Annotated in this window: 25 protein-coding genes and 1 pseudogene; 13 read left to right on the top strand and 13 right to left on the bottom strand. The window is 55.5% G+C overall.

Annotated features, from left to right (window positions below):
- Window positions 1–127: 127 nt before the first annotated feature.
- The 8 genes from AB4O41_RS09680 to acs all read right to left on the bottom strand — a co-directional run bounded on the left by AB4O41_RS09680 (window position 128) and on the right by acs (window position 9831).
- On the bottom strand, window positions 128–1348 hold the full coding sequence (locus tag AB4O41_RS09680; RefSeq protein ID WP_038979422.1) for an aspartate aminotransferase family protein: 1221 nt from the start codon (window positions 1346–1348) through the stop codon (window positions 128–130).
- Between the two features lie 465 nt (window positions 1349–1813).
- Window positions 1814–2794 carry a transcriptional regulator ArgR gene (gene argR, locus AB4O41_RS09685; protein WP_460147494.1) on the bottom strand — a complete coding sequence of 327 codons (981 nt, stop codon included), beginning with the start codon at window positions 2792–2794 and terminating at the stop codon, window positions 1814–1816.
- Between the two features lie 246 nt (window positions 2795–3040).
- Window positions 3041–3805, bottom strand: a complete 765-nt coding sequence (locus AB4O41_RS09690) for an ABC transporter ATP-binding protein (protein ID WP_007904680.1) — start codon at window positions 3803–3805, stop codon at window positions 3041–3043.
- 27 nt (window positions 3806–3832) lie between these two features.
- Window positions 3833–4945, bottom strand: a complete 1113-nt coding sequence (locus tag AB4O41_RS09695; RefSeq protein WP_460147496.1) for a M14 family metallopeptidase — start codon at window positions 4943–4945, stop codon at window positions 3833–3835.
- Between the two features lies 1 nt (window position 4946).
- Window positions 4947–5645: an ABC transporter permease gene (locus tag AB4O41_RS09700; RefSeq protein ID WP_460147498.1), complete on the bottom strand. Its 699-nt coding sequence runs from the start codon at window positions 5643–5645 to the stop codon at window positions 4947–4949.
- Window positions 5642–6331 (bottom strand): ABC transporter permease, encoded by a 690-nt coding sequence (locus AB4O41_RS09705; RefSeq protein WP_460147500.1) that lies wholly within the window; start codon window positions 6329–6331, stop codon window positions 5642–5644. Before AB4O41_RS09705 ends, AB4O41_RS09700 begins: the two co-directional genes overlap by 4 nt.
- A 91-nt stretch (window positions 6332–6422) precedes the next feature.
- A complete protein-coding gene (locus tag AB4O41_RS09710; protein ID WP_030131768.1) occupies window positions 6423–7196 on the bottom strand; it encodes an ABC transporter substrate-binding protein in 774 nt (257 codons plus the stop codon).
- Window positions 7197–7875: 679 nt separating this feature from the next.
- Window positions 7876–9831 (bottom strand): acetate--CoA ligase, encoded by a 1956-nt coding sequence (acs, locus tag AB4O41_RS09715; RefSeq protein WP_460147502.1) that lies wholly within the window; start codon window positions 9829–9831, stop codon window positions 7876–7878.
- A 429-nt stretch (window positions 9832–10260) separates the two neighbouring features.
- On the opposite strand from acs, the gene AB4O41_RS09720 reads away from it, so the two are divergent.
- Window positions 10261–10524 (top strand): DUF2790 domain-containing protein, encoded by a 264-nt coding sequence (locus AB4O41_RS09720; RefSeq protein ID WP_038979415.1) that lies wholly within the window; start codon window positions 10261–10263, stop codon window positions 10522–10524.
- 184 nt (window positions 10525–10708) lie between these two features.
- Window positions 10709–10981: a hypothetical protein gene (locus tag AB4O41_RS09725; RefSeq protein ID WP_460147504.1), complete on the top strand. Its 273-nt coding sequence runs from the start codon at window positions 10709–10711 to the stop codon at window positions 10979–10981.
- A 57-nt stretch (window positions 10982–11038) separates the two neighbouring features.
- On the opposite strand, the gene AB4O41_RS09730 is transcribed toward AB4O41_RS09725, so the two are convergent.
- A complete protein-coding gene (locus AB4O41_RS09730; protein ID WP_460147506.1) occupies window positions 11039–11347 on the bottom strand; it encodes a hypothetical protein in 309 nt (102 codons plus the stop codon).
- 304 nt (window positions 11348–11651) lie between these two features.
- Here AB4O41_RS09730 and AB4O41_RS09735 point away from each other — a divergent pair, with 304 nt between their 5' ends.
- The 4 genes from AB4O41_RS09735 (at window position 11652) to AB4O41_RS09750 (ending at window position 15894) form a co-directional block, all read left to right on the top strand.
- Entirely contained in the window at window positions 11652–12902 is a 1251-nt protein-coding gene (locus tag AB4O41_RS09735; RefSeq protein ID WP_208669514.1) for a ribonucleotide-diphosphate reductase subunit beta, read from the top strand.
- A gap of 83 nt (window positions 12903–12985) precedes the next feature.
- Window positions 12986–14386, top strand: a complete 1401-nt coding sequence (gene dgt / locus AB4O41_RS09740; protein WP_460147508.1) for a dGTPase — start codon at window positions 12986–12988, stop codon at window positions 14384–14386.
- Complete coding sequence (locus AB4O41_RS09745; protein WP_460147510.1) at window positions 14383–14979, top strand: primase 1D-like protein; 597 nt, start codon at window positions 14383–14385, stop codon at window positions 14977–14979. The genes dgt and AB4O41_RS09745 overlap by 4 nt, the downstream gene beginning before the upstream one ends.
- Window positions 14980–15378: 399 nt before the next feature.
- Window positions 15379–15894, top strand: coding sequence for a BRO-N domain-containing protein (locus AB4O41_RS09750; RefSeq protein WP_460147512.1), 516 nt, complete (start codon window positions 15379–15381; stop codon window positions 15892–15894).
- 236 nt (window positions 15895–16130) lie between these two features.
- Here AB4O41_RS09750 and AB4O41_RS09755 read toward each other — a convergent pair whose 3' ends face one another.
- Complete coding sequence (locus AB4O41_RS09755) at window positions 16131–16943, bottom strand: HNH endonuclease (RefSeq protein ID WP_460147514.1); 813 nt, start codon at window positions 16941–16943, stop codon at window positions 16131–16133.
- Window positions 16944–17248: 305 nt separating this feature from the next.
- Here AB4O41_RS09755 and AB4O41_RS09760 point away from each other — a divergent pair, with 305 nt between their 5' ends.
- Complete coding sequence (locus tag AB4O41_RS09760) at window positions 17249–18238, top strand: hypothetical protein (protein ID WP_460147516.1); 990 nt, start codon at window positions 17249–17251, stop codon at window positions 18236–18238.
- A gap of 34 nt (window positions 18239–18272) precedes the next feature.
- Window positions 18273–18420, top strand: a pseudogene (locus AB4O41_RS09765) (helix-turn-helix domain-containing protein); the annotation flags it as partial.
- Window positions 18421–18569: 149 nt separating this feature from the next.
- Here the strand turns inward: AB4O41_RS09765 and bglX are convergent.
- Window positions 18570–20810, bottom strand: coding sequence for a beta-glucosidase BglX (bglX, locus tag AB4O41_RS09770; RefSeq protein ID WP_460148321.1), 2241 nt, complete (start codon window positions 20808–20810; stop codon window positions 18570–18572).
- A gap of 340 nt (window positions 20811–21150) precedes the next feature.
- Between bglX and AB4O41_RS09775 the strand changes: the two genes are divergently transcribed.
- On the top strand, window positions 21151–21468 hold the full coding sequence (locus AB4O41_RS09775; protein WP_305505149.1) for a helix-turn-helix domain-containing protein: 318 nt from the start codon (window positions 21151–21153) through the stop codon (window positions 21466–21468).
- 48 nt (window positions 21469–21516) lie between these two features.
- On the opposite strand, the gene AB4O41_RS09780 is transcribed toward AB4O41_RS09775, so the two are convergent.
- Window positions 21517–22575, bottom strand: coding sequence for an MBL fold metallo-hydrolase (locus tag AB4O41_RS09780; RefSeq protein WP_460147518.1), 1059 nt, complete (start codon window positions 22573–22575; stop codon window positions 21517–21519).
- 214 nt (window positions 22576–22789) lie between these two features.
- Here AB4O41_RS09780 and AB4O41_RS09785 point away from each other — a divergent pair, with 214 nt between their 5' ends.
- Window positions 22790–23398, top strand: a complete 609-nt coding sequence (locus AB4O41_RS09785; RefSeq protein ID WP_460147520.1) for a TetR/AcrR family transcriptional regulator — start codon at window positions 22790–22792, stop codon at window positions 23396–23398.
- 140 nt (window positions 23399–23538) lie between these two features.
- Entirely contained in the window at window positions 23539–24084 is a 546-nt protein-coding gene (locus AB4O41_RS09790; protein ID WP_367374585.1) for a DUF1003 domain-containing protein, read from the top strand.
- Between the two features lie 6 nt (window positions 24085–24090).
- On the opposite strand, the gene AB4O41_RS09795 is transcribed toward AB4O41_RS09790, so the two are convergent.
- Window positions 24091–25032 (bottom strand): LysR family transcriptional regulator, encoded by a 942-nt coding sequence (locus AB4O41_RS09795; RefSeq protein WP_460147522.1) that lies wholly within the window; start codon window positions 25030–25032, stop codon window positions 24091–24093.
- A gap of 15 nt (window positions 25033–25047) precedes the next feature.
- Here AB4O41_RS09795 and AB4O41_RS09800 point away from each other — a divergent pair, with 15 nt between their 5' ends.
- Complete coding sequence (locus AB4O41_RS09800) at window positions 25048–25755, top strand: CTP synthase C-terminal region-related (seleno)protein (RefSeq protein ID WP_460147524.1); 708 nt, start codon at window positions 25048–25050, stop codon at window positions 25753–25755.
- Complete coding sequence (locus tag AB4O41_RS09805; RefSeq protein WP_460147526.1) at window positions 25752–26075, top strand: antibiotic biosynthesis monooxygenase family protein; 324 nt, start codon at window positions 25752–25754, stop codon at window positions 26073–26075. The genes AB4O41_RS09800 and AB4O41_RS09805 overlap by 4 nt, the downstream gene beginning before the upstream one ends.
- Window positions 26076–26166 lie beyond the last annotated feature (91 nt).

Below are 26166 nucleotides of genomic sequence, written 5' to 3' on the forward strand. Positions count from 1 at the left end.
GTCCTGTCAGATAACAATGAAGTCGGCTGTCAGGCCCTCATCGCGGGCAAGCCCGCTCCCACATTTACTGTGCCCGGCACATAAAAATTGGTTCGACGCCTGAACAGTTCAGGCGTCGAAGGGACTATCAGGCTTGCGTCAGTTTCGCCGCGGCGCGCTCGAAACGGTCGAGACCAGCATCGATATCGGCGTCTTCAACCACCAGGCTTGGCGCGAAACGAATCACGTCGGGGCCGGCTTGCAGAATCATCAGGCCTTCACGCTCGGCGGCGTTGAAGATGTCCTTGGCCTTGCCTTTCCAGGCATCGTTCAGTACGCAACCGAGCAGCAGGCCCAGACCGCGGACTTCAGTGAAGAGGCCGTACTTCTCGCCGATCTGCTCAAGACGGGTCTTGAACTTGTCGTGCTTGGCGTTGACGCCATTCAATACTTCAGGCGTGTTGATGACATCGATCACCGCTTCAGCGACAGCGCACGCCAGCGGGTTGCCGCCATACGTGGTGCCGTGGGTGCCGACAACCAAGTGTTTGGCCAAGTCTTCGGTGGTCAGCATCGCTGCAATCGGGAAACCGCCGCCCAGGCTCTTGGCGCTGGTCAGGATGTCCGGGGTCACGCCGTAATGCTGATAGGCGAACAGCTTGCCGCTGCGACCCATGCCGGTCTGAACTTCGTCGAAAACCAGCAGCGCGTTATGCGCATCGCACAGTTCACGAGCACCTTGCAGGTAAGACAGCTCGGCCGGCAGTACGCCGCCTTCGCCCTGGATCGGCTCCAGAACCACCGCGCAGGTCTTGTCGGAAACAGCGGCTTTCAGCGCGGCCAGATCGTTGTAAGGCACGTGAGTGATGCCGGTGATCTTCGGACCGAAGCCGTCGGAGTACTTCGACTGGCCACCGACGTTCACGGTGAACAGGGTACGGCCGTGGAAGCTGTTGAGCGCGGCAACGATTTCGTACTTCTCGGTACCGAAACGGTCATGGGCCACGCGACGGGCCAGCTTGAAGGCGGCCTCGTTGGCTTCGGCGCCAGAGTTGCAGAAGAACACGCGCTCGGCAAAAGTGGCGTCGACCAGCTTATGGGCCAGGCGCAAGGCCGGCTCATTGGTGAACACGTTGGATACGTGCCACAGCTTGTTCGCTTGCTCGGTCAATGCAGCGACCAGCGCCGGATGCGCATGGCCCAATACGTTAACGGCAATCCCGCCGGCGAAGTCGATCAGCTCGCGGCCAGACTGGTCCCAAACACGGGAACCGGCACCACGCACAGGAATGAAAGCGGCTGGCGCGTAGTTGGGAACCATTACCTGGTCAAAATCGGCGCGTTCTACCGCAGCGTGCTCAACGGACATCGGAGTCTCCTGAAGAGGAACGCTCGCCTGAAACTGGCGAGCGATGAGGGGATTGTAAGGACAGTTTTCAGCCCGGCCTTGCCGCCAAGCGACAACTTCTTATAGCGCAAACACCGGTTTTGACCGGGTTTACGGCAATGCGACATATAGGGTCGCAAAGGCGCAGTTTAAACCGACAGCACAGGTTATAGGCAGGGTTGGCGAGCGGTGCGGTAAATATGTACCGCCCCCCCTCTTTCTTTTGTTTTCCTGGGCACTGCCTCCTGAAATCGCCGAAAACATCAGTTTGAGAGGCAATCGGTTTTCCGAAGAAAGCCTGCAACGCCTGATCGACTACTTTGAACGCACACAAGTAGATTTCGGCGTGCAAGAGGTCATCGATCAAGGTGAAATGGATATCTCAACGTCGGACAACTCGGAGGTCGACGAGTGACGCAAACGTCGACTCAGGAAGTGACGGCTTGATCAGCCACGCTCCGACGGCACCGACGACAATTCGAACGGACTGCTGCTGCGCCGCTGGTTGCGATCTTCCCGCGGCGTGGCACCGAAGAAGTTGCGGTAGGCGCTGGAGAAATGCGGCCCCGAAGAGAAGCCACACGACAGGCCGATCTGGATGATCGACTTGCTGGTTTGCATCAACATTTGCCGGGCCTTGTTCAGGCGCAATTCCAGGTAATACTGGCTCGGCACACGGTTGAGGTATTGCTTGAAGATCCGCTCCAGCTGCCGACGCGATACGCACACGTGCTGGGCGATTTCGTCGGTGGTCAGCGGCTCTTCGATGTTGGCTTCCATCAGCAACACCGCTTGGGTGAGCTTCGGATGACTGGAGCCCAAGCGGTTCTGCAACGGAATGCGTTGGCGCTCGCCGCCTTCACGGATGCGTTCGACAACGAGTTCTTCTGAAACCGCCCCGGCCAGTTCAGCGCCGTGGTCACGGGCCAGCACCGCCAGCAGCAAATCGAGCACCGACATGCCGCCGCACGCGGTCAAGCGATCACGATCCCAGTCGAACAGATGACTGGTGGCGATCACCTTCGGGAAACGCTCGGCGAAATCGTCCTGCCAGCGCCAATGCACGGCAGCGCGGTAACCATCGAGCAAACCCAACTGCGCCAATGGGTAAACACCGGCCGACAATCCGCCGATCACACAACCAGCTCGCACCAGTTGCTTCAGCCCACTGCTGAGCGCAGGCGCAAGTGAGGTCGGCGGCTCGTCGGCGAGCAGGAACAGTTTCTGGAAGTTTTCGAGCTTGCCGGCCCAAGGCTCACCCGGCAATTGCCAGGCGCCTTCGGTCGCCGGTTCGGCCTGCAAGAACGACAGTTCGTAAACAACGTCCGGATGCACACGCTGGGCAACACGCAAGGCCTCCTCAGCCAGCGCAAGCGTCAGAGCTTTAGTGCTGGGCCAAATCAGGAAACCAATTCGATGGGCAGTCATGGCGGGCAATCCGAAGCGAAAACAGCGATGAAGGCATGGACCAATGCTAGCCCGTAAATAAACACAATTCTCAAAACCAGCAGAGATCTAAATGTGGGAGCTGGCTTGCCTGCGATGGCGGTGTGTCTGTGCCAGAGATGCAAACTGACCCACCGCCATCGCAGGCAAGCCAGTTCCCACAGGGGATCGGGGCCAGCCTCGAGGCTGCGAAGCATGCACTATCCCTGTGCACAACGGCAGTTCTGATTATTTCAAGCTGCCGGACAAAAATTGTTGCAAACGTTCAGACTGCGGATTGACCAGCACTTCGCGTGGGTTACCGCTTTCTTCAACAACACCTTTGTGCAGGAAAACCAGCTGGTTCGACACTTCACGGGCAAAGCCCATTTCGTGCGTCACCACCACCATGGTCCGGCCTTCCTGCGCCAGGGCCTGCATGACTTTCAGCACGTCACCGACCAACTCAGGGTCGAGGGCCGAGGTCGGTTCGTCGAACAACATCACCTCAGGCTCCATCGCCAGCGCACGGGCAATCGCCACACGCTGCTGCTCGCCGCCCGACATGTGGCCAGGGTAGGCGTCTTTGCGATGAGCAACACCGACCTTGTTCAGGTAGTGCTCGGCCTTCTCGCGGGCTTCGGTCTTGGACATGCCGAGCACGTGGACCGGCGCTTCCATGATGTTTTCCATCGCGGTCATGTGCGACCACAGGTTGAAATGCTGGAACACCATCGACAGACGCGAACGCATGCGTTGCAGCTGTTTCGGGTCGGCGGCTTTCAGCGCGCCGTCCTTGTTGGCGACCAGTTTCAGCTCTTCGTTGTTGAGCAGAATCTTGCCGGCGTGCGGCTGCTCAAGCAGGTTGATGCAGCGCAGGAAAGTACTTTTGCCGGAGCCACTGGAGCCGATGATGCTGATCACATCGCCAGCCGCCGCTTTCAGGGACACACCCTTGAGCACTTCGTGACTGCCATAGCGTTTATGCAGGTCTTGGACTTCAAGTTTGTACATGCGGTCGGTTCTCACAAAAACAGTCAGTCAGTCGTTGAGCAAGCGCCCGTGACGCAGCGCATCGCGCCCCGCCACCTTGGCCAGCCAGAAACCGGGTTGGGCATAACGCAGCCGTTCAATGGCAAACAGCACCCCGGACGTACCAGCACACACCGTGCTGACCCGATCCGATAACGGATCGATCACTTCAAAAATTTCGTCGCCCGCGTCCACCCACTCACCGAGTTTACGCAGAAAACTCACCACGCCAGGATGTGGCGCGAACAGCAATTCGGTGCCTTCGAACGGCATGCCTTCACAAGCATCTTGCGCAGGTTTTGGCCATTCGCCGCTGATCAAGCCTTGTTCAGCGAGGAATGCCAGAATGCCTTCGGCGTGAGCCTCTGCCTCTGGGCGACCGGTATCGGATTGGCCACCCAACTCGATGGTCGTCGCCAGACAGGCCAGTGGAATCCGGGCATCCGGAAACAGGCGCGACAAACGCAGCCATGGCAGCGAACACGCTTCATCAAAGGAGTTGCCGCCAGAATCTTCCGCCAGCAAACCGACCTTGACGTTCAAGTGTGCAGCCAGCGAACGCCAGTGCGGCCAGTGTTGCGGCAAGGCATACATGTGCAGCGCCGCTTCGCAATCGCAGTGCAAATCCAGCACCACGTCGGCATTGCAGGCATGGCTGGGCAAAATGCGCTGCATGCCTTGCAACTGACTCTCGGCAGGCGGCAAGGCAGCCAGCACGTCGCTCATGGTTTCACGGATCAAACGGATATTGGCGTGAGGATCGTCACCCAGATGCCCTTGCAGCTCAGCGGCCACGGGCTCGCTCAGCTCGACGAAATCCCGGTTGAAATTCTTGCCGCTGCCAGCTTCGAAACGCCCTTGGTGGTTACCCTGAAGCAGTTGACCAAGGCCCATTGGATTGGCCACCGGCACCAGTTCAATTACACCATTGAGCAAGCCTTGGGCTTCGAGTTCGGTCAGGCGCTTTTTCAGTTCCCAGGCCGTGCGCATTCCCGGCAGTTCATCGGCGTGCAGGCTGGCCTGGATGTAGGCCTTGCGCTCGCCAGCGCCGAAGCGGAATACCGAAATCCGGCGTTCGCTGCCCAAGTGGCTCCACGGCAATGCATGATCGATGCGTTCCATATCAGTGCTTCCGCGGGGCCAGATAGCCCAGCCAGCGGTGCTCGGCCATTTTGAACAGGCGCACCAAAATGAACGTCAGGCACAGGTAGAACACGCCAGCGGTGATGTAGGCTTCGAACGGCAAGTAGAACTGCGCGTTGACCGTGCGCGCGGCACCGGTGATGTCGATCAGGGTCACGATGGACGCCAGACTGGTGGTCTGCAGCATCATGATCACTTCGTTGCTGTATTGCGGCAGTGCCCGGCGCAGTGCCGACGGCAGCAGGATCCGCTTGTACATTTTGAAGCGCGACATGCCCATGGCCTTGGCCGCTTCGATCTCGCCGTTCGGCGTGGCGCGCAGGCTGCCGGCAATGATTTCAGCGGTGTAGGCACTGGTGTTGATGGCGAACGCCAGGCACGCACAGAACGTGGCGCTGGACAGCCATGGCCAGAGGAAGCTTTCCCGCACCGCTTCGAATTGCGCCAGACCGTAGTAGATCAAAAACAGCTGCACCAGCATCGGCGTGCCGCGGATCACGTAAGTGAACAGCCAGGCACTCATGTTGACGACCGGCTGCTTGGAGACGCGCATCAGCCCCAGCGGCAGTGCCGCCAACAGACCGAAGAACAGCGACAGCGCGAGCAATTTGAGGGTGGTCACCAGGCCGCCGACGTACAGCGGCAAGGCCTCCCAAATGACGTTGTAGTCGAAGATCATAGATCAGCCGCCCTTACGCCTACCGAGTAGCGCTTCTCAAGGTGACGCAATGCCAGCAACGAGACGCTGGTAATCACCAGGTACATCGCCGCCACTGCGAGGAAGAAGGTGAAAGGCTCGCGGGTAGCGTCTGCCGCCTGCTTGGCCTTGAACATCATGTCTTGCAGACCGACCACCGAAATCAGCGCGGTCGCCTTGGTCAATACCAGCCAGTTGTTGGTAAAGCCCGGAATCGCCAGACGAATCATCTGCGGCACCAACACCCGGAAGAACACCTGAAAACTGCTCATGCCATACGCCATGCCGGCTTCTGCCTGCCCCTTCGGGATTGCCATGAAGGCACCACGGAAGGTTTCCGACAGGTACGCACCGAAGATGAAGCCCAGGGTACCGATACCGGCGGCCAACGGGTTCAGGTCGATGTAGTCGTCATAACCGAGCATCGGCGCGACGCGGTTGAGCAAGTCCTGGCCGCCGTAGAAAATCAGCAGAATCAGCACCAGATCGGGAATACCGCGGATCACCGTGGAGTACAGATCGCCCAGCCAGGCCAGCCAGCGCACCGGCGACAGACGCAGCGCAACGCCGATCAGCCCCAGAACGATGGCCAGGGCCATGGACAACAAGGCGAGCTGAAGCGTCAGCCATGCGCCATCGAGGATGACAGCCCCGTAGCCTTTCAACATGATTCAGGTCCTCGAAAGTTGGGATGAAAAAATGGCGCAAACCTCAGAGATCCTGTTGCTTGCGCCATTTCGGACTTGTCGCGGGGACGTATTACTTGCCGTAGATATCGAAGGCGAAGTACTTGTCCTGGATTTGCTTGTACTTGCCGCTTGCACGAATGGCAGTGATCGCGGAGTTGATCTTGTCTTTCAAGGCGTCGCCCTTGCGTACTGCGATGCCGATGCCGTCGCCGAAGTACTTCTCGTCGGTGAAGGCCGGGCCCACGAAGGCGAAACCTTTGCCGGCGTCGGTTTTCAGGAAACCGTCATCCAGCAAGGTCGCGTCTGCCACGGTGCCGTCCAGGCGACCGGCTGCCACGTCGAGGTAGATTTCGTTCTGCGAGCCGTAAGGCTTGATCTCGGCACCCAGCGGGGCCAGGACTTCACGGGCGAAACGCTCATGGATCGAACCACGTTGCACACCGATGTTCTTGCCCTTCAACTCAGCCAGGTTTTCGCTGACCTGAGTGCCGGCCTTCATGACCAGGCGAGCCGGGGTGTTGTAGTACTTGTTGGTGAAGTCCACGGACTTCTTGCGGTCTTCAGTGATCGACATGGACGACAGGATCGCGTCGATCTTGCGCACTTTGAGTGCCGGGATCAGGCCGTCGAATTCTTGCTCGACCCACACGCACTTGACCTTCATCTCTTCGCACAGTGCGTTGCCGATGTCGTAGTCAAAACCCACGATACTGCCGTCCGGCGCCTTGGAGGCGAACGGAGGGTAAGCCGCTTCGATACCGATTTTTACGGGCTTATCATCGGCGAAGGTCGGCAGGGACAGCACGGACAGTGCCAGGGCGCCAAGCAGCACAAGTTTCTTCATCTTGGGACTCCATCGGTAAAGGGCAAAACGGCAGAGTGAGCGACAGCCCAATATGCGAATGGGTTAAACAGCGAAGCAGTGCTGCGTCCTGGGAACCGCGGGCTGATTTCAACATTGATTTCAACGCAGGCAACGACGAGCGAGTGATCGGCATTCTAACGACAGGCCCGAAGCCGATATTTCTTCAATGCGACAACAAATTACAGATGCACCGAGAAAGCCACTTGAGCACGTTGACAGCCTTGCAATTTCATGCAAGAGCAAAAGACAGTGAACCGATCTATATTGCAAATTGCGGGCCTATTATTGGCAAACCCTTCTAATCCGGCAAGCGCAGCGTTGTGTCTTATTTTTTATGCGGGTTGGGAGGCCCTGAAACGGGGCTTTGCGTTTCCCAATGCCTCGTTGCCGGGCGTGAGGTTACACATTCGGTAACTTGAAGAGTGATGGGTAACAGTGGGAAATGGCCTACGGCGGACCTCGATAATTATTGGCACTCCCGCTGATCGTTCCCACGCTCCGCGTGGGAATGCATCCCGTGACGCTCTGCGTCACAGCGTCAACGGCGGACGCGGAGCGTCCATGGCGGCATTCCCACGCAAAGCATGGGAACGATCAATACGAAAAAACCCCACCAGGCTCAACACCTGGCGGGGCTTCGATGACTCAAAAACCGCCGTTAAGCGACGTTCATGGTCTTGTGCGTATCAATCAAATGCTGCACCACACCCGGATCCGCCAGAGTCGAAATATCCCCCAACCCATCGTATTCGGCCGTAGCAATCTTGCGCAGAATCCGGCGCATGATCTTGCCCGAACGGGTTTTCGGCAGCCCCGGCGCCCACTGAATCACATCCGGCGAAGCAATCGGACCGATCTCTTTACGCACCCAGTTTTTCAGTTCCAGGCGCAATTGCTCGGTCGGCTCTTCGCCACCGATCAGGGTGACGTAGACATAAATGCCCTGCCCTTTGATGTCATGCGGCACACCGACCACTGCCGCTTCGGCGACTTTCGGGTGCGCGACCATCGCGCTTTCGATCTCGGCAGTGCCCATGCGGTGTCCGGAAACGTTGAGCACGTCATCCACACGCCCGGTGATCCAGTAGTAACCGTCCTCGTCACGACGCGCACCGTCACCGGTGAAGTACATGCCACGGAAGGTCTTGAAGTAAGTGTCGACGAAGCGGTCATGGTCGCCATACAGCGTGCGCGCCTGGCCTGGCCACGAATCGAGAATCACCAGGTTGCCCTCGGCAACGCCTTCGATGATGTTACCGAGGTTGTCCACCAGCGCTGGCACCACGCCAAAGAACGGACGTGACGCCGAACCAGGTTTCAGCGCGTGAGCGCCCGGCAACGGGCTCATCATGTTGCCGCCGGTCTCAGTCTGCCACCAGGTATCGACGATCGGGCAACGGGATTGGCCGACATTCTTGTAGTACCAATCCCACGCTTCCGGGTTAATCGGCTCACCGACCGAACCCAACAGACGCAAGCTGCTGCCATCGGCGCCTTCTACAGCGGCAGTGCCCGAGGCCATCATCGCGCGAATCGCAGTAGGCGCGGTGTAGAGGATGTTGACCTTGTGCTTGTCGACGATCTTCGCCACCCGGGTGATGTCCGGATAGTTCGGCACGCCTTCGAACAGCAGCGTGGTCGCGCCGTTGGCCAACGGGCCATAGACGATATAAGTGTGGCCGGTGACCCAGCCGACGTCGGCGGTGCACCAGTAGATTTCGCCCGGACGGTAGTCGAACACGCGCTCGTGAGTCATCGCCGCATACAGCAGGTAACCGCCGGTGGTGTGCTGCACACCCTTCGGCTTGCCGGTAGAGCCGGAGGTATAAAGGATGAACAGCGCTTCTTCAGCGCCCATCTCTTTCGGCGCGCACACACTGCCCGCCACTTTCATCAGGTCTTCGTACCAGATGTCGCGATGCTGGTTCCACTTGATGTCGCCACCGGTGCGCTTGCACACGATGACTTTCTGAATGCTGCTGGTTTCCGGGTTGGTCAACGCGTCGTCGACGTTGGTCTTCAGCGGAATTTTCTTGCCGGCACGAACACCTTCGTCAGCGGTGATCACCACTTTCGAGCGGCAGTCGATGATGCGACCGGCCAGGGCTTCCGGCGAGAAACCGCCGAACACTACCGAGTGAATCGCGCCGATCCGGGTGCAGGCCAACATGGCGACCACGGCTTCGGGGATCATCGGCATATAGATCGTCACCACGTCGCCGCGGTGCACATCCTGGCCACGCAAGGCGTTGGCGAACTTGCAGACTTGTTCGTGCAGCTCGCGGTAGGTGATGTTGCGGCTTTCGGCAGGGTCATCCCCTTCCCAAATAATCGCGATTTGATCGCCGCGCTCGGCCAGATGACGGTCGAGGCAGTTGTAGGAAACGTTCAGCGTGCCGTCGGCGAACCATTTGATGTCGACATGGTGATCGTCGAAGGACGTCTGCTTCACCGTGGTGAAAGGCTTGATCCAGTCGAGGCGCTTGGCTTGTTCACGCCAGAAGCCGTCCGGGTTGACGACCGACTGCTGGTACATGGCCTTATAGGTGGCCTCGTCAGTCAGCGTGTTGGCTGCTACCTCGGGACGAACGGGATACAAAGAAGCCGCACTCATCTTTCTTACCTCGGTGGAATAGTTGTTTTTGTATGGCCCCAGTTGTAGCCGGGCGGGGCCTATAGAACCATTCGACGATGGTAGTAACAAGCCCCTACAAAATATCGTGACAAGCACAAAACCGAGCTGGAACGGACGTCTCTAGTACAACGCTGCTCCCTGTAGGAGCGAGGCTTGCCCGCGAAGAACGATAACGCGGTCTGCCTGAAAAACGCCGATTGTTACCAAATCTGCCAAAGGTGTTTATCAAAAGCACGGCTATATGCACGCCGCCCCCAGGCCTAAAATCAGCCTCGCCAACACGGCAACGCGATTAACCCAGTTGCAGCCCCCACGAAGGCAGTTAATCCAAGACTCTTTATTAAAGCTCCACACGCAATCCCAAAAAGATTGCGTGACCCCCTTCGACTTCAGAAAGGTAAATTTGAAATGAAAGCTTTATTGGTTCTGGCCCTCAGCAGTCTGTGCGCAACCGCCATGGCGGATGAGGTCCCGACTGATGTCGCACAGCAACAACCCGCCATTGAGGAATACACCTATTCCACTCACCTGGACATCGCCAAAGTCATATCGATGAGCGAAATCCCGAACGTCTGCGAAGTGGTTCCAGCAAAAATGGAATACGACGACTCCAAGGGTCAGCGACACATTCTGCGCTACAGCGTCATGGGTAACGGCTGCTCTAACGGCTGATCCGCCCCACTTTTATCTCCCAAGGCTCGACCCATCCTTTTCTAAAGACAGATGAAGCGCCGAGCCACGCATCGATAAATACGATTGTTTTAAGCGTTTATTTGCGCTTTTTAATCAAAATAGTTGGCGTAGTATGAATTTCACACCCAAGGCACAAAACGCCAACGAACCTGGAGCCACTACCATGAAAACCAAACTGATCCTCGCCCTGACCCTTTCCGTCCTGGCCGCCAACACGTTCGCCGCCGATGGCTACGACCGCACTGGCTCGTCTACTTTCACTGAAGCGGCTGTCGCTTCTGATGGTTACGACCACACTGGTTCGGCATCTTTCGCTTCCGATGGCTTCGATCGCACTGGCGCTGCCAAGGTTGCTGCTGATGGTTCTGATCACACTGGCGCTGCCAAAGTCGCCGCTGATGGTTCTGATCGCGTAGGCGCAGCTCGCTTCAGCTGAAAACTGAACGCGACCTCATAGCCCGACTTCGGTCGGGCTTAGTTGTGTCTGAAGTGGTCAAAAATCGACCAAAACCACTACATGTAGTAAAAAAACCCATTTATGGTTGTTTTTTGAGCAACCCATTTCAAGAACATTTTCAGCCAAAAACTGCAGACAATCACGCCCACAAAAACCCTTCTCCTTCCCTGAAAGCCCCGCCCCACCTGGCTTGCAACACAGCAGCAAACCATAACCACGCGAACACCCTGACCTCACCGTCAAAAACCAGCCAAAACAGACGAAAAAAAAAACTTCCTCCGCCAAAGCCCTGTAAACCCTCACTCCAACCTGAAAACGCCCCTCGCCGACCACGCCGGGTGCCATTTCGCCGCACCACGGGGCCGAAAATTTCCTTATAATGCGCACTTAAACGGGCCTGCAATATTCCCTTACAGGGGTGAAAAGCCAGTCTGAAGCCCATGCAGAGCGACTCACGTTTTCTGCGCCCATCAGCGGCTTCGGAACACCCGTACAAATTCTGTTTGTTGCCTGCGTACCGCTGCAAAAAACGGTACAGCTGCAACAAACGATTTCCTTTAGATCCAACGCGGCCAGTAAGGCCGTGTGAAAAACCAACCTATCAGTTTTCACACGGGCAATCTGGCCCTCACGCAGGAGACGACACGTCATGCTGAGCTGGGACGAATTCGACAAAGAAGACAGCGGCGAGACCGTGGTAAAAGGCGCCAACGCCGGCCACGCGACTGAAGCCAACATGGACCGACTCGACACCGCTGGTGGTGTCGCCGCTCAAGAAGCTCGCGCTGTTACCGCGAACGACTCTGCCGCAATCGCCCGTGCCAAAGCTGCCCTGGACACCCTCGACGTCGCCGAAGGCCTCGCCGAACTCGAAGGCGCCTCCGCCCGCGTTGCTGTCGACGAAAAGCGCATGATCAACTGCCGCGCCGACCTCAACCAACTCGTACCGTTCAAGTACGACTGGGCCTGGCAGAAGTATCTGGACGGTTGCGCAAACCACTGGATGCCGCAAGAAGTCAACATGACCGCCGACATCGCCCTCTGGAAAGACCCGGAAGGCCTGACCGACGACGAGCGCCGCATCGTGATGCGCAACCTCGGCTTCTTCTCCACCGCCGACTCCCTGGTTGCCAACAACCTGGTCCTGGCCGTGTACCGCCTGATCACCAACCCGGAATGCCGCCAGTACATCCTGCGCCAGGCCTTCGAAGAGGCGATCCACACCCACGCCTACCAGTACTGCATCGAATCGTTGGCCATGGATGAAGGCGAGATCTTCAACATGTACCACGAGATCCCATCGGTCGCGAAAAAAGCCACCTGGGGCCTGAAATACACCCGCTCGATCTCCGATCCGAAGTTCGAAACCGGCACCGTCGAAACCGACAAAGAGTTGCTGCGCAACCTGATCGCCTACTACTGCGTTCTGGAAGGCATCTTCTTCTACTGCGGCTTCACCCAAATCCTCTCCATGGGCCGCCGCAACAAAATGACCGGCGTCGCCGAGCAGTTCCAATACATCCTGCGCGACGAATCCATGCATCTGAACTTCGGCATCGATGTGATCAACCAGATCAAAATCGAAAACCCGCATTTGTGGGATGCTGAAATGAAGGAAGAAGCGAGCCAGATGATTCTGCAGGGGACTCAGCTGGAGATCGAATACGCGCGGGACACCATGCCTCGTGGGGTGTTGGGCATGAATGCGGCGATGATGGAGGATTACCTGAAGTTCATCGCTAACCGTCGTTTGAGCCAGATTGGTTTGAAAGAAGAGTACCCAGGGACGACTAACCCGTTCCCTTGGATGAGCGAGATTATGGACTTGAAGAAAGAGAAGAATTTCTTTGAGACTCGGGTTATTGAATACCAAACCGGTGGTGCGCTTAGCTGGGATTGATTTCGCTTAATCGACAGTAATTAAGGAACACAAGTAAAGAAAAGGCCCTGAAACCCAGGGCCTTTTTCACAAATGGAGAAGTGATGGAATACTCAAAAATCATAAGTGGCAGCAGACTCCGATCAAGCACCGCCAATAGAGACCACAACATAATAGCTGAAACAGAGAGCGACAAAGCTCGCATTCTATTTTCGGCACCATTTCGCCGACTACAGAAAAAAGCACAAGTTTTCCCTTTGGAATCTAATGCAGCAGTAAGAAGCAGACTTACTCACACGTTAGAAGTAGCGACAGTCGGGCGACAAATCGCTCAAAAAATCTCGAAAGAATTAGCAGACGCATCAAAAATTGCTGACAAAGAAGCTTTTGTCAACATTGTAGAATCTGCTTGTCTATTGCACGACATTGGAAATCCACCATTCGGCCATTTTGGCGAATCTGCGATTTCTAACTGGTTTAAGAACAAAGCAAAAATAGAAGGATCTACTTTTCACTCACAACGAAAACTAAATCACGACTACTATATTGACTTTGAAAACTTTGACGGCAACGCTCAAGGTTTACGAATAATGACCAAGCTTCAGGGCGAGGATCAATTTGGCTTAAACCTAACATGTTCAACCATTGCTGCTTATCTAAAATACACACATCCAGAACACTCGAGAAACAAAGAAACAAACGACTTCCACAAGAAGCCTGGATTCTTCTTAACAGAAGAAGAATCACTGAAGGAAGTATGGACAAAGCTTGAAATACCATTCAACACAAGAAGCCCTCTGACGTTTATCATGGAGGCAGCGGATGACATCGCGTATTGCCTCAGCGATATTGAGGACGGTATTGAAAAAGAAATCATAACTTACGAAGAGTTAATCAAAGCAATTTCAAGCAAGCTTAGCGGGGACACGTTAAGCTTTTGGAATAACTTAATTGATACGGCAGAGAAAAACAGTGCTCACGTAAGCAAATTCATATCAATTCGAACTCACTTGATCAACAGATCGACAGAGTTAGCAAAATCTACTTTCCTTTTAAATCAAGAAGCAATACTGTCCGGTGATTTTTTTGATTCGTTAATCAATGAAGACTCTTATGAGTATAAAGTGCTTAAAGCAGTTCGAGACTTCGTAGCTCGACATGTTTACACGTCACCAGAAGCAGAAATAATTGAGCTATCAGGAAACAGCATCATTACTGGTCTCCTAGACAAGCTTTCACCACTATTAGAAATGAGCTTTGCCAACTTCGAACACGTACTAAATAAAGATGTAAAAAAAGTAAAAGAAAACGGACTTCAAATAGAAGCTCGCCTGTTAAATTTACTTCCTGAGCAATGTAAAAAATCATACCGCGCCGACTCGGCAACGAATCCGGGGTACGAATGGATATATCGAACTCACTTTCTTGTTGACTACATCTCAGGCATGACAGACGATTTTGCGTTAGAGATGTATCAAAAGCTCGCTGGCATCCGGACTACATGAAATTAGATTCAAAACATCCGTCAGAAATCATCAAGGAGCTAGCCGGCCGGCTAGCCGATGACTTTTTCTTTGAACTTAGCATCTACGAATACGAGCCCCAATCAATTCTAGACACGAGACAAATAATAAAAATCAAAGCTGCCGAATTTACTCAAGCTCTAATAGAACAAAAAATTGATGAGTTAGCACCCAATAAAGAGTTAGCTTTTCACTCCATACTTCGGCATAACAAAATGAAATACCACATACCCATGATTGACTTTAAAGCACCAGAGAGTCTAATCAGAAACTCAATAAACTCGTTACAAAAAGTTATCCCAAAGAAAATTTTCAATGAGCTTGTTTTTTATAATTCAGGCCGGTCCTGCCACGCTTATAGTCTCAAAATAATAAATAACTCAGAGTGGATTGATTTCATGGGGCGGCTACTTTTGGTATCGCACCCTCACGAAGAGCAAATTATTGATACCCGCTGGGTCGGGCATAGACTCATGTCAGGTTTCAGTAGTCTCAGATGGAGTGCTAATACAGATAAATATTTAGCCTTACCTCAAAAGATCACAATGCATTCAACATTTGGGGAAATATTCTGACAGCCATTTCAGACATGTACTGGTTCTTGAGCTGCCTCCATGGAAGTTAAATATTCAATCTTGACTGAATAGAGCTAACACCATACCCTCATCTTTCCGGCGCCTAAGAAACGCCTCAAGTAGCGGCCTGACCGCTCCCGAAAGATGCGGCTTTTTTGTGCCTACGGATTTCTCGTGGGTGTAAAAAATCTCTGCTAATGTCGGGAGTGGGCGAATACAAGACCCGAAAGGGGAATATGTCCGGCCTTCTACTTGGGGTTTCTTAACTCCCGGCGCCTTAGCCCTAAGAAAGCTATCAAGTAGAGGTAATGGATATGCCTAAGCTTTTTCCCTTCTTATTGAAGGAAATCACCTACAGCTTTACTGCTCAAATTATGCTTCCTACTCGGGAGGCTGATCATGTCTGACTCACACAACCCCATAGTCTTTACCCGCCACAACCTCTCCCTCCACGCCCTCCTCCTAGAAAACCAACCATGGTTCTGCGCCCGCGATATCGGCCGATTGATGGGTCTCCATTTGAGTGATCGTATGGTCAGCAAATTAGACAAAGATCAGCGTCGCGTTTTGTGGATTGAATATTTTCGGCAACCAGAAAAACAGCTGATGCTCAGCGAATCCGGTGTCTATGCGCTGTTGGTGTATCACTACGTTCCGGGGAATCGCTTGCTGCGTGAGTGGTTGACCCATCAGGTGGTGCCGGCCTTGCGCGATGCGGAGCAATCTGAAAATTCGGATCGGCCGATGTTGAGCTTGTTGGATTGGCCGGAAATGTCGTTGAGTCTGCTGCATTGGCAGAATGAAGGTTGGATTCGGTTACGGGACATGCCTTACCTGTTAAACGATCAGACGCAAAGTCGGGTGAATGTATCGAAACCATGGTGGCGGAGGGTCGCTCAGGTGTTTCAGTCGTAGAAGCATTCGGTGGGCTAGGCGCCGTGTTTTTAGGAATGCCTACGAAATCCGTAGCTATTCTTAGCAATTCGTAGACAGCTTTGATGACCAATAAGTATTGCCCGAGGGTTTTCAACCCTCGGGTAGTTGTATCGATATCCCAAGTTGGAGTGATCAGGAGCAGGAGTCTTCAGTCGTCCGACAAGTGAATCACCTCAAATTTCTCTGCAAACCTCCTCTTACACCACACGACTACCTTAGGTTAAGTCGTCGAAAACCCAACGCCCACTGAGAATGCCTTTCAGTTGTTCAACGCTCAGCAGTTGGTTGGGCTTCTTATGAACAACCGCGTGGCAATTTGCGCAAAGTGTAATCATGTCGGTCGCTGGATCGACCACCTGGTCTTCTTCATACTCAGAAATGGGCTTCACGTGGTGTACGTGGATAAACCCTTTCGCGTGCTCGCCGTAAGCCTTCTCAAAATCAAATTCACAGGCGTTACATCGAAGTCCATGAATTTCGATTGCTTGCAGCCTAAGCTTTTGATTGCGCTCATATCGGACGCCGTAATAGGTGATTTTTTTCCCTTCAGTGCCGGTAACTCTAGTCTCAAACTCCTGCGTGCCATCGATTGGGCTAGAACCGTCATCCTGTTGCGCCTTCAGCACCGCGTGAGAGCAAATTTTGTCAAATACGGCTTGATCAATTTCCCGAGCACTTCTGCGCCAATAATTGTTTTTTAGCCTTTGAGGAATTGGCTCAAGGTATTCCCCATCAATTTTGTTCGGGACTGCAAACTCAAAAGGCTTGAAATCCTCAATATCAGCAAATAGATCACCCTTTGTGCTGTCCTTGTCCGCATATATCTTCCCTACTCGAGCAACACCAAAATAGTGTGGGCTCGCACTCAGGCGCTGATCCGAAAAAGCCTTACTTTTCATTTTCCCTTTGTAGTAAAGCACCTCCATTCCTTCGGAGAGCACCGGTCTGTACTGCTTCGGGAAGTGATACCGGGCTCCGGTTTTATCGGACCACTTCGATACATCATTTTCGGCAATGACAGCTGGCATCCATTCATCCTCATAACAGAAGATGAAGCCTACCAAATAACAAGAAAACTCCTACAGACTTCGCGAAAAATCCCCACATTTCGATCAGCAAAGGAAGAGTTTCGCTCTAGCAGCGCAATCAAAATCCGCAGAAACATCTTTTACAGATGCCGTAGACAGCAAAATCGTAACTTCACCTCATCGTGAGCGAGGCTAAACGTGCCACGCGCACGCCCAAAGATTGAAGATATTGACGAATTAAGAGGTGCACTATCACGCCCCTCCCGCTATTAATACCCTTCCCCACTCAAGGACCCGAGCCCACCATGAAATTCGACCTCGCCTACTGCCGCAGCCTCGACGAAAAGCTGTCGATCTATGACGTTCGCGATTTGAATTTCGACGAGACGATGGAGTTCGATTCCGCCAAGGAACACTTCCAGTGCCCCAACGATACCTGTCGTTCAGCGTTTGATACGCCCAACGTGTTGGGGACGTTCAACGCCAAGAACGTGAATTACGTGCGCACGCCGCACTTCAAAAACATTCCTAGCACGCGGCATATCGAGGGTTGTCCTTATGTCAGTCTGAAGACGCCGGCGTCGGGCCTGGAGGCGGATGGTGCGGAATCGGATGACAGTCGGGAGGAGCATTTCCCGTCGGAGTTGTTGCTGACTCGGCGTGAGTATGTGCGTAAGCCGTTGAACCCTGCCGTGGCGGCGGATGTCATGCGGGATGACCCAAAACCAACTTCAGTGGCCAGTGACGTCGAGCATCCGAGTCGGGAGTCGGCGCCGGACAAGACCAGTGTCTTCGCCCATCCGGTGGAGTGTTTTGTGTCGAACTTCGAGGACAAGGAGCTGCTCAAGCGCATGCCGCTGAAGATTGGCGAGCACACGGCGCCTTATGGGTCGTTCTTCAAGAAGATCGAGTACCTGCAGGACAACAAGGGGCTGATTTACTGGGGCAAGATCAAGGAGATCAAGGATTACACGCAGAGCTTTCGCATCGATTTCGAACAAAAGGTCTGGTTCAAGCAACCGGACGAGGCGAAGAAGAAGCCTTATTCGGTCAACGTTTATCTGAGCAAGAAGCTGATCGACAACTACCGCAAGCGCAAAGCGTTTCTGGAAGAGATCAAGCACGCCGTCGACAGTGAGGCGCAGTTGTATTGTTTCTTTTATGGGGTTCAGCCTGCGTTGAAGCAGGTGCCGAGCAAGAAAAACCCCGAACAGACGTTCGGGGTGTTCAGTGCCAATATCGAGAACCTGGATCACTTCATTATTCGTGAAGCGCCGGGGTTGGCGGACAAGTAAATTCGCCTCAGGGCAGTTGCAGCGCTACGCCGCCGGGGTGCAGGCCTTGGCGCAGTTGGTGGTGGGCACGTCGGACGCGGATTGCGCTGGATTTTGGCTATAACAGCCCGGCGGCGTTCTCGACGATGTTTCGTCGTGCGTTGGGGCAGGCACCGTCCGTTTGGTTGGTGGGGGCGAAATAGCGAGTTCGCGACCACTAGAACCAATCACGCGGCAAGCGCAGAACCTGTGGGAACGTGGCTTGCCCGCGAAGAACGATGACGCGTAATACCTGAAAAACCGCGGTGCATTCTTCGCGGGCAAGCCACGCTCCCACAGGTTCTGCGCTTGTTTACTGATCGGTTTTAGCCACTGCTTGTTCTGGCAGCAACTCAAAACTCTGCTCCTTCACATCCTGGGAATCCAGACCGATTTGTACCCGGAATTCGCCCGGCTCGGCGGCGTATTCCAATTGGGTGTTGAAGAACTTCAGGTCATTCTCATCAATGCTGAAGTGCACTGCTTTCTCCTCCCCCGCCTTGAGCATGATTTTTTGAAAGTTCTTCAGTTCTTTGACCGGACGGCTGACGGAGCCAACGACATCGCGGATATACAGCTGAACCACCGTTTCGCCGTCGCGCTGGCCGATGTTCTTCACCATGACGCTGGCGACGAGGTTGTCGGTCTTGCTCAGTGTGGTCGAAGACAGGGCCATGTCGGTCAGGCTGAAATCGGTATAGCTCAGCCCATAGCCGAAGGGATAAAGCGGACCATAGGATTGATCGAAATATTGCGACGTGTAGTTGCGAAGCGCACCCACGATGTAGGGGCGACCGGTGTTCAAGTGGCTGTAGTAATTGGGGATCTGCCCCACGGAGCGTGGAAAGGTAATGGGCAACTTGCCGGACGGGTTGTAGTCACCGAACAACACATCGGCAACGGCATTGCCTCCCTCGGAGCCGCTGTACCAGGTTTCCAGAATCGCATCGGCCTGTTTCTGCTCCTTGCCGATGGACAGCGGCCGGCCGTTCATCAATACCAGAACCAGCGGCTTGCCGGTGGCTTTCAGGGCGGTGATCAATTCACTCTGGCGTCCAGGCAGATCGAGGCTGGTTCGACTGGCTGCTTCATGAGACATACTGCGGGGCTCACCCACCACGGCAATCACAACATCGGCTTGTTGTGCAGCCTTGACCGCTTCGTCAATCATTTCTGCTGCCGGACGAGGGTCGTTCGCGAGTTCGGACACGCCCTGATATTCCAGGTATTTAACAACCTCCTGATCCTCCTCGAGATTGGCGCCTCGGGCATAGATCAGCGAGCCTTGGTTCATCGCGTTTTTCAGCCCGTCGTAGATCGTCACCGATTGCGCGGGCACGCCGCTTGCGGACCAACTGCCCATGATGTCGACGGTACTTTTTGCCAGCGGGCCTATGAGCGCGATCACGCCCTCTTTTTTTAGCGGCAAGAGCGAATTTTCATTCTTCAGCAGCACCAATGTCTTGCGTGCCACCTCACGGGCCTGCGCTCTGTGCAGACGGTTTTCAGCATTGTTATCAGCGGGGTCTTCACTGGCAATGCCGATGCGCCGGTAAGGGTCTTCGAACAGCCCCATGTCGTACTTGGCCCCCAGCACTTCACGCACCGCGTTATCAATATTGCTCTGGGAAATAGCGCCTGACTCAAGCAGCCCCGATAGCTCCGGCCCATAGGAGAAATCGTTCATGCTCATATCAACGCCGGCCTTGATCGCGAGCCTGGCCGCATCGCGGGGATTCTTCGCAACACCATGCTGAACCAGATCGTTTATCCCGTTATGGTCGCTGATGACCAGTCCCTTGAAGCCCCATGCCTTGCGAAGCAGGTCTTGCATCAACCATGCATTGGAAGCGGCTGGCACGCCATTTATCGAGTTAAGCGCCACCATCATCGCCCCCGCGCCACCCTCAATCGCCGAGCGATAAGGTGGCAGGTAGTCCTGGTACATTCTGGCCAGGCCCATGTCGACGCTGTTGTAGTCGCGTCCACCCTCGACAGCCCCATACAAGGCAAAGTGTTTGGCGCTGGCCATGATGCTGTCGGGTGCATTCGGGCTTGCGCCCTGGTAAGCCTGAACCATTGCTTTGGCAATGCGCGAAACCAGATAGGTGTCTTCGCCGAAGCCTTCGGAGGTGCGCCCCCAGCGAGGATCCCGGGCGATATCGATCATCGGGGCGAAGGTCAAATCGATACCGTCGGCACTGGCTTCTTTCGCCGCTGTTCGACCGCTCAACTCGATAGCGCCAATATCCCAGCTAGACGCCAACGCCAGGCCAATGGGAAAAATGGTTCGATGGCCGTGTATGACGTCCCAGCCGAAAAACATCGGTATTTTCAGGCGGCTTTGTTGAGCCGCGTCTTGCATGGGTCGGTTGACGTAGCGGCTCACAGAGCCGTACGTACCACCGATTCGCCCGGCGGCGATTTCTTCACGTATCTTTTCGGGCGTCATCTTTTCATCAATGGCGATCAGCCGCAGTTGGCCGATTTTTTCCTCCAGGGTCATCTGATTTATCAGGTTGCTGACAAAGGCCTCTTTACTTAACGATGCCATATCAGCCACGACGGGCAGACTTGTAAAACCAATCAGGGCACATAGCAGACGTAGTCTTTTCATGATTCCCTTCCCTGCATAACGCTGTGACGCACTGCGTCATAAACGCCACTTTCCTTGTATTGAAAATCAGAAAGCTGACGTTCAATCATTGCTGCTGACGGGAGTTGAAAGCTCATTGAGCGTTCAGGAGCCCGCATAGAAATAGCGTAGTCGCTCCCACGCGCCTGCCTGAGCGAAAAATAGAATCAATCAAAAAAATGAGGTTGATCCGGGCTGAAAACAACTGTACAAAAACACAGTATATTTTGAATCAGCACTCTCGAGCCCGGAGAACACCATGGCCACTCTTGCGATGAAAATCACCCTGGAACGTATCGCCCTCTTCCAGTTCACCCCCGCCCACTGCGCCCAGGCCCGAGCGATGCTGGGCTGGAGTGTTGAAGAGTTATCCGGAGAATCCGGGGTTTCCGTTGACGCGATTCAACGTTTCGAGGCTGAACGCGATGTGCTGGATGTCACCCGGCTAGCGTTGGCGTATCGGTTTGAGTCGCAAGGTCTGGTGTTCTTCCCGGGGTTTGCGCCGGGCAGAGGGATGAATGTGCGAGGGTCGACGCCGGATCCGGTGGGGCGGGCGGATTATGCGATGGTTGAGTGAGGTGTCAGTACGGGCCGCTCCCACGGCAAGCGGCCCGGCAGCACAACATCAAGCGTTCTGAGGCGCCACCTGATCGCTTGCATCTTCCAACCCTAGCCACCATGCGCGACCCTGCTGCGGATACATCACATTGAACGCCTCACCCATCTGCGGCGTGGTGATCGACACGTTCCGCTCCCAGGCCAACGCTAAAATGCGGTCGAAGGGTTCGTACCAGGCGTGCATTGACAGGTCAAAGGTGCCGTTGTGGATCGGCAGTAACCAGCGCCCTTTAAGGTCAATGTGCGCTTGCAGGGTTTGCTCGGGCTGCATATGAACGTGCGGCCACTCGACGTTGTAAGCGCCGGTTTCCATGAGCGTGAGGTCGAATGGGCCGTACTGTTCGCCGATGCGTTTGAAGCCGTCGAAGTAGCCGCCGTCACCACTGAAGAAGATCCGCGTGTCGCCGTCGATCATCACCCACGACGCCCAAAGGGTGCTGTTGCCGTCGAACAGCCCACGACCTGAAAAGTGCTGCGACGGTGTGGCGACAAATTGAACGCCATCGACCTCGGTGCCCTGCCACCAATCCAGTTGGCGCACTTTGCTGGCATCGATACCCCATTTGATCAGGGTGTCGCCCACCCCCAGCGGTGTGAGGAAATATCGGGTCTTGTCCGCCAGCTTGAGGACGGCCTGATAATCGAGGTGGTCGTAGTGATCGTGGGACAGGATCACCGCTTCAATTGGCGGCAAATCTTCGAGGCTGATCGGCGGTTGGTGGAAACGCTTGGGGCCGGCCCATTGCACCGGTGAGGCGCGCTCGGCGAAGACTGGGTCGGTAATCCAGAATTTGTCTCGCAGTTTCAGCAGAACCGTGGAATGGCCGAGGCGATAGACGCTGTGGTTGGGCGCGGCGATCAACGCAGCCTGGGTCAGGGTTTGCACCGGGACCGGGGCAGACGGTCGTGTGTCGCGTGGTTTGTGGAAGATGAAGTTCCAAATGATGCGCACGGTTTTGCGAAAGCCTTCGCGCTGCACCGGCACATGGTTTCGGTACTGCCCTTGAGCCTGTCGAGACGCTTCAGGCGTTGAGGCGTTATCCGCTGGAGAAGTTGAAGTGGCCATGACTGAATGACTCCAGAAAAACCGCACGCTTGACGATTTTCCACGTGGGACGATAAATGGCCAAGGCACGCACGCATCAGCCGGAGATTCTTTTTTGCGCTGGCAGGATTAACAAAACATTACACTGCACAGTGTAGTTTCAAGGTTGCATCAAAGCCGATCACAAGTAAACTACCAAGTGTAGTTCTCCACTTTTTTCTGCCTAAGCGTATTTATGACAGCCCTACCGCGCCTCACCGACCGTAAACGCGAAGCCATCATCCAGGCGGCGATTGCCGAATTCCGTGCCAACGGTTTCGACATCACCAGCATGGACAAGATCGCCGCCACCGCTGGCGTGTCGAAGCGCACCGTGTACAACCACTTCCCGAGCAAGGAAGAGTTGTTCGCCGAAATCCTCAATCAATTGTGGGCGCGGGTAACGGCTGAACAGGAAGCGGCCTACCGCGCTGACTTGCCCCTGCGTGATCAGTTGCGCCTGATGTTGCAGGCGAAACTGCAGATGCTGGCCGATGACAATTTTCTCGACCTGGCGCGGGTGGCGATAGCCGCCACTATCCATTCTCCCGAGCGTGCGCAAAACATGGTCGCCCGAATGAGTGAACGCGAGGAAGGCCTGACCGTGTGGATTCGAGCGGCCCAGGCCGATGGCCTGTTGAAACCGGTCGCACCCGACTTCGCCGCGCAACAGGTCCAGGGATTGCTCAAGTCGTTTGCGTTCTGGCCACAGATCTCCATGGGCCAGCCAGGCTTGTCGCCCGAGATGCAGCACACCGTTGTGGAGTCGGCGCTGGACATGTTCCTGGCCTGTTATGAGCTTTGAATCGAGCTGCAAAAAATGACAATGTCCGCCGCGTTATCGCTGACCGGTCGCTCTGAGTAGAAACACCGAAATGTGTTTCAGAATGAAACTGGCGCTGGAGCTATAGTGTGCCTCAGTCCCAGCGCCATGCAGAGAGCACCATGAGCACCCCGACCCGCGAAACCGAAACCGAACTCACCGGCCCCGTCGATCACCTGCGCTTCCATCGCCCTCACGCTCATCTGGCACCTACTTTCGGTACCGACCGTTTTGCCCTGCGCGCCGAGGCCTTTGCGCGATTCTTCGGCACGCCGACTTTTCTCGGCGCCCAGACCCTGATTGTAGTGGTCTGGATTTGCCTGAACCTGTCCGGCGTAACCGATTTCGATGTGTACCCGTTCATCCTGCTCAACCTGGCGTTCAGCCTGCAAGCAGCCTATGCCGCACCGCTGATTTTGCTGGCCCAAACGCGTCAAGCGGCGCGAGACAAAGCCCAATCAGACGCCGATGCGCGACATCGTGAAGCCTTGGCCGTGGCCAACAGCGAACGTCAGGCCCAAGCTGCGCGGAACACCGCGCAACTGATGGAGCTGCTGGAGCAAAACACTCGACTCACCGAAATAACCAAGACCCTGACCGAGCGCATCGAAAGCCTGACGTCGCAAATGCATCAACACTTCGTAGGCAAAGAGCCGCCGAAGGCGTGATCTGACTCAAGGCAACTTCAGCGCCCGTCCCAACTCATCGAACAACGTCACCACTGAGCGCAATGCGCGGCAGTCTGGGCGAGTGAGCAACCACAGTGCGGTGTCGTAACCGTGCAAGGGCTCGGTCAACGGTTGCAGTCCGTCACCGATGAGGAAGTCCGGCAACGCCGCGACGCCGAGCCCGGCCCGTACCAACTCGGTCACCGACAACATGCTGTTGCAACGATAGCTCGGTGTCACGCCAGGCAATTGTTGACGACGCCAGGCGACGGTGGGGTGATCGGGCAGGAAGTCGTCCGGAGCGATCCAGGTCAATGCAGCCAGGTCGTGGGAATCAACCGATTGCAGATAGGCCGCGCTGGCACAGACCCGGTAGGAAATATCCGCCAATCGCCTGCCAACCAAATGCTCGGGCGGTGTGCGGGTCAGCCGCAAGGCGATGTCGGCATCGCGACGGCTGAGGTTGGCGAAATCGTTGGAGGTGCAGAGTTCAATGGTCAGCGCCGGATAGGACGGCATGAACCGCACCAGCGCCGGCAATAGCAAACTTTGCAGGACCGAATCGGTGCAGGTCAGGCGCACGGTGCCGCTGATGACTTCACCGCCCTGCTCCACGCCAATGCGCGCCGCCTCCAGCGCTTGTTCGGCGCGCTCAGCCTGCTCGGCCAGGCTCTGCGCCAACGTGGTCGGCAGGTAACCGGTACGGCTCTTTTCGAACAATTGCTGGCCCAACGCGGCTTCCAGTCGGCGGACGGCGCGAAACACCGTCGAGACATCGACTTTCAACAACGCCGACGCCCGGGCCAGAGAGCCGCCGCGCACCAGGGCGAGGATCAGGGACAGGTCTGGGTAGTCCAGTCGATAGTGCGTCGGTGCATTGATCACTTGGGATAACGCCAATATTGATTGCGTGAACGCCAATCTATAGTGGGTGCCAGGAATCAACAAGCGTCGAGATCACTCATGGAAACCAACGCCATCCGCATCGCCCTGATCGGCGATCACGACCCACAGGTCACCGCCCACCAAGCCATTCCCGTCGCCCTCGGCATGGCCGCCGAACACTCAGGCAAGGACATACAGTTTCAATGGTTGGCCACCGACACCATCAACGCCGATACGCCACTGGATGACTTCGATGGTTTCTGGTGCGTGCCCGCCAGCCCTTATCGCGACATGGACGGCGCATTACGGGCGATCCGTTTTGCCCGCGAGCAGCTGCGACCTTTCCTCGGCACTTGCGGCGGTTTTCAGCACGCGGTACTCGAATTCGCCCGCAACGTTCTGGGCTGGAAAGATGCCGAACACGGCGAGACCTCACCCGACGCAACGCGGGCGTTACTCACGCCGCTAGCCTGTTCGCTGGTGGAAGCCGTCGACAGTATTCGTTTGGTTGAAGGCTCGTTGATCGCCAAGGCGTACGAAAACGCTGAAATTCGCGAGGGATATCACTGCCGTTATGGTGTGAATCCTGAGTTTGAACGGGCGCTACTGAAACAACAGTTGCACGCGGTTGGCCACGATTCGATGGGGGATCTGCGGGCGGTGGAGTTAAAAGATCATCCGTTCTTCGTCGCCACGTTGTTCCAACCGGAACGCGCCGCGCTCAAGGGCCATCTGCCGCCGTTGGTTCGCGCGTTGATCGAGGCCTGTGCGAGGCAAAAGTCATGATCGCCCAGACACCTGCAACGCCTTACTACGCAGTGATTTTCACCTCGCTGCGCACCGACGGCGATCACGGTTACGAACAGGCCGCCGAACGCATGGTGGAGCTGGCCCGTGAGCAACCCGGCTTCCTTGGCGTGGAATCGGCCCGGGGTGCGGACGGGCTCGGGATTACGGTGTCCTACTGGGCCAGCGAAGCAGCGATCCTGGCCTGGAAACACCATCCCGAGCACAGCGCGATTCGTGAGCGCGGGCGATCGACCTGGTATTCGGCGTGTCATACGCGGGTGTGCAGGGTTGAGCGGGCATATGGGTTTGAGCAGTAAGTATTTGTGGTGCTCTTCAGGCCGCCATCGCGAGCAGGCTCGCTCCCACATTGATTAGGTGTCGTACACAAAACCAATGTGGGAGCGAGCC

This window comes from Pseudomonas sp. S2_A02 (assembly GCF_054668495.1).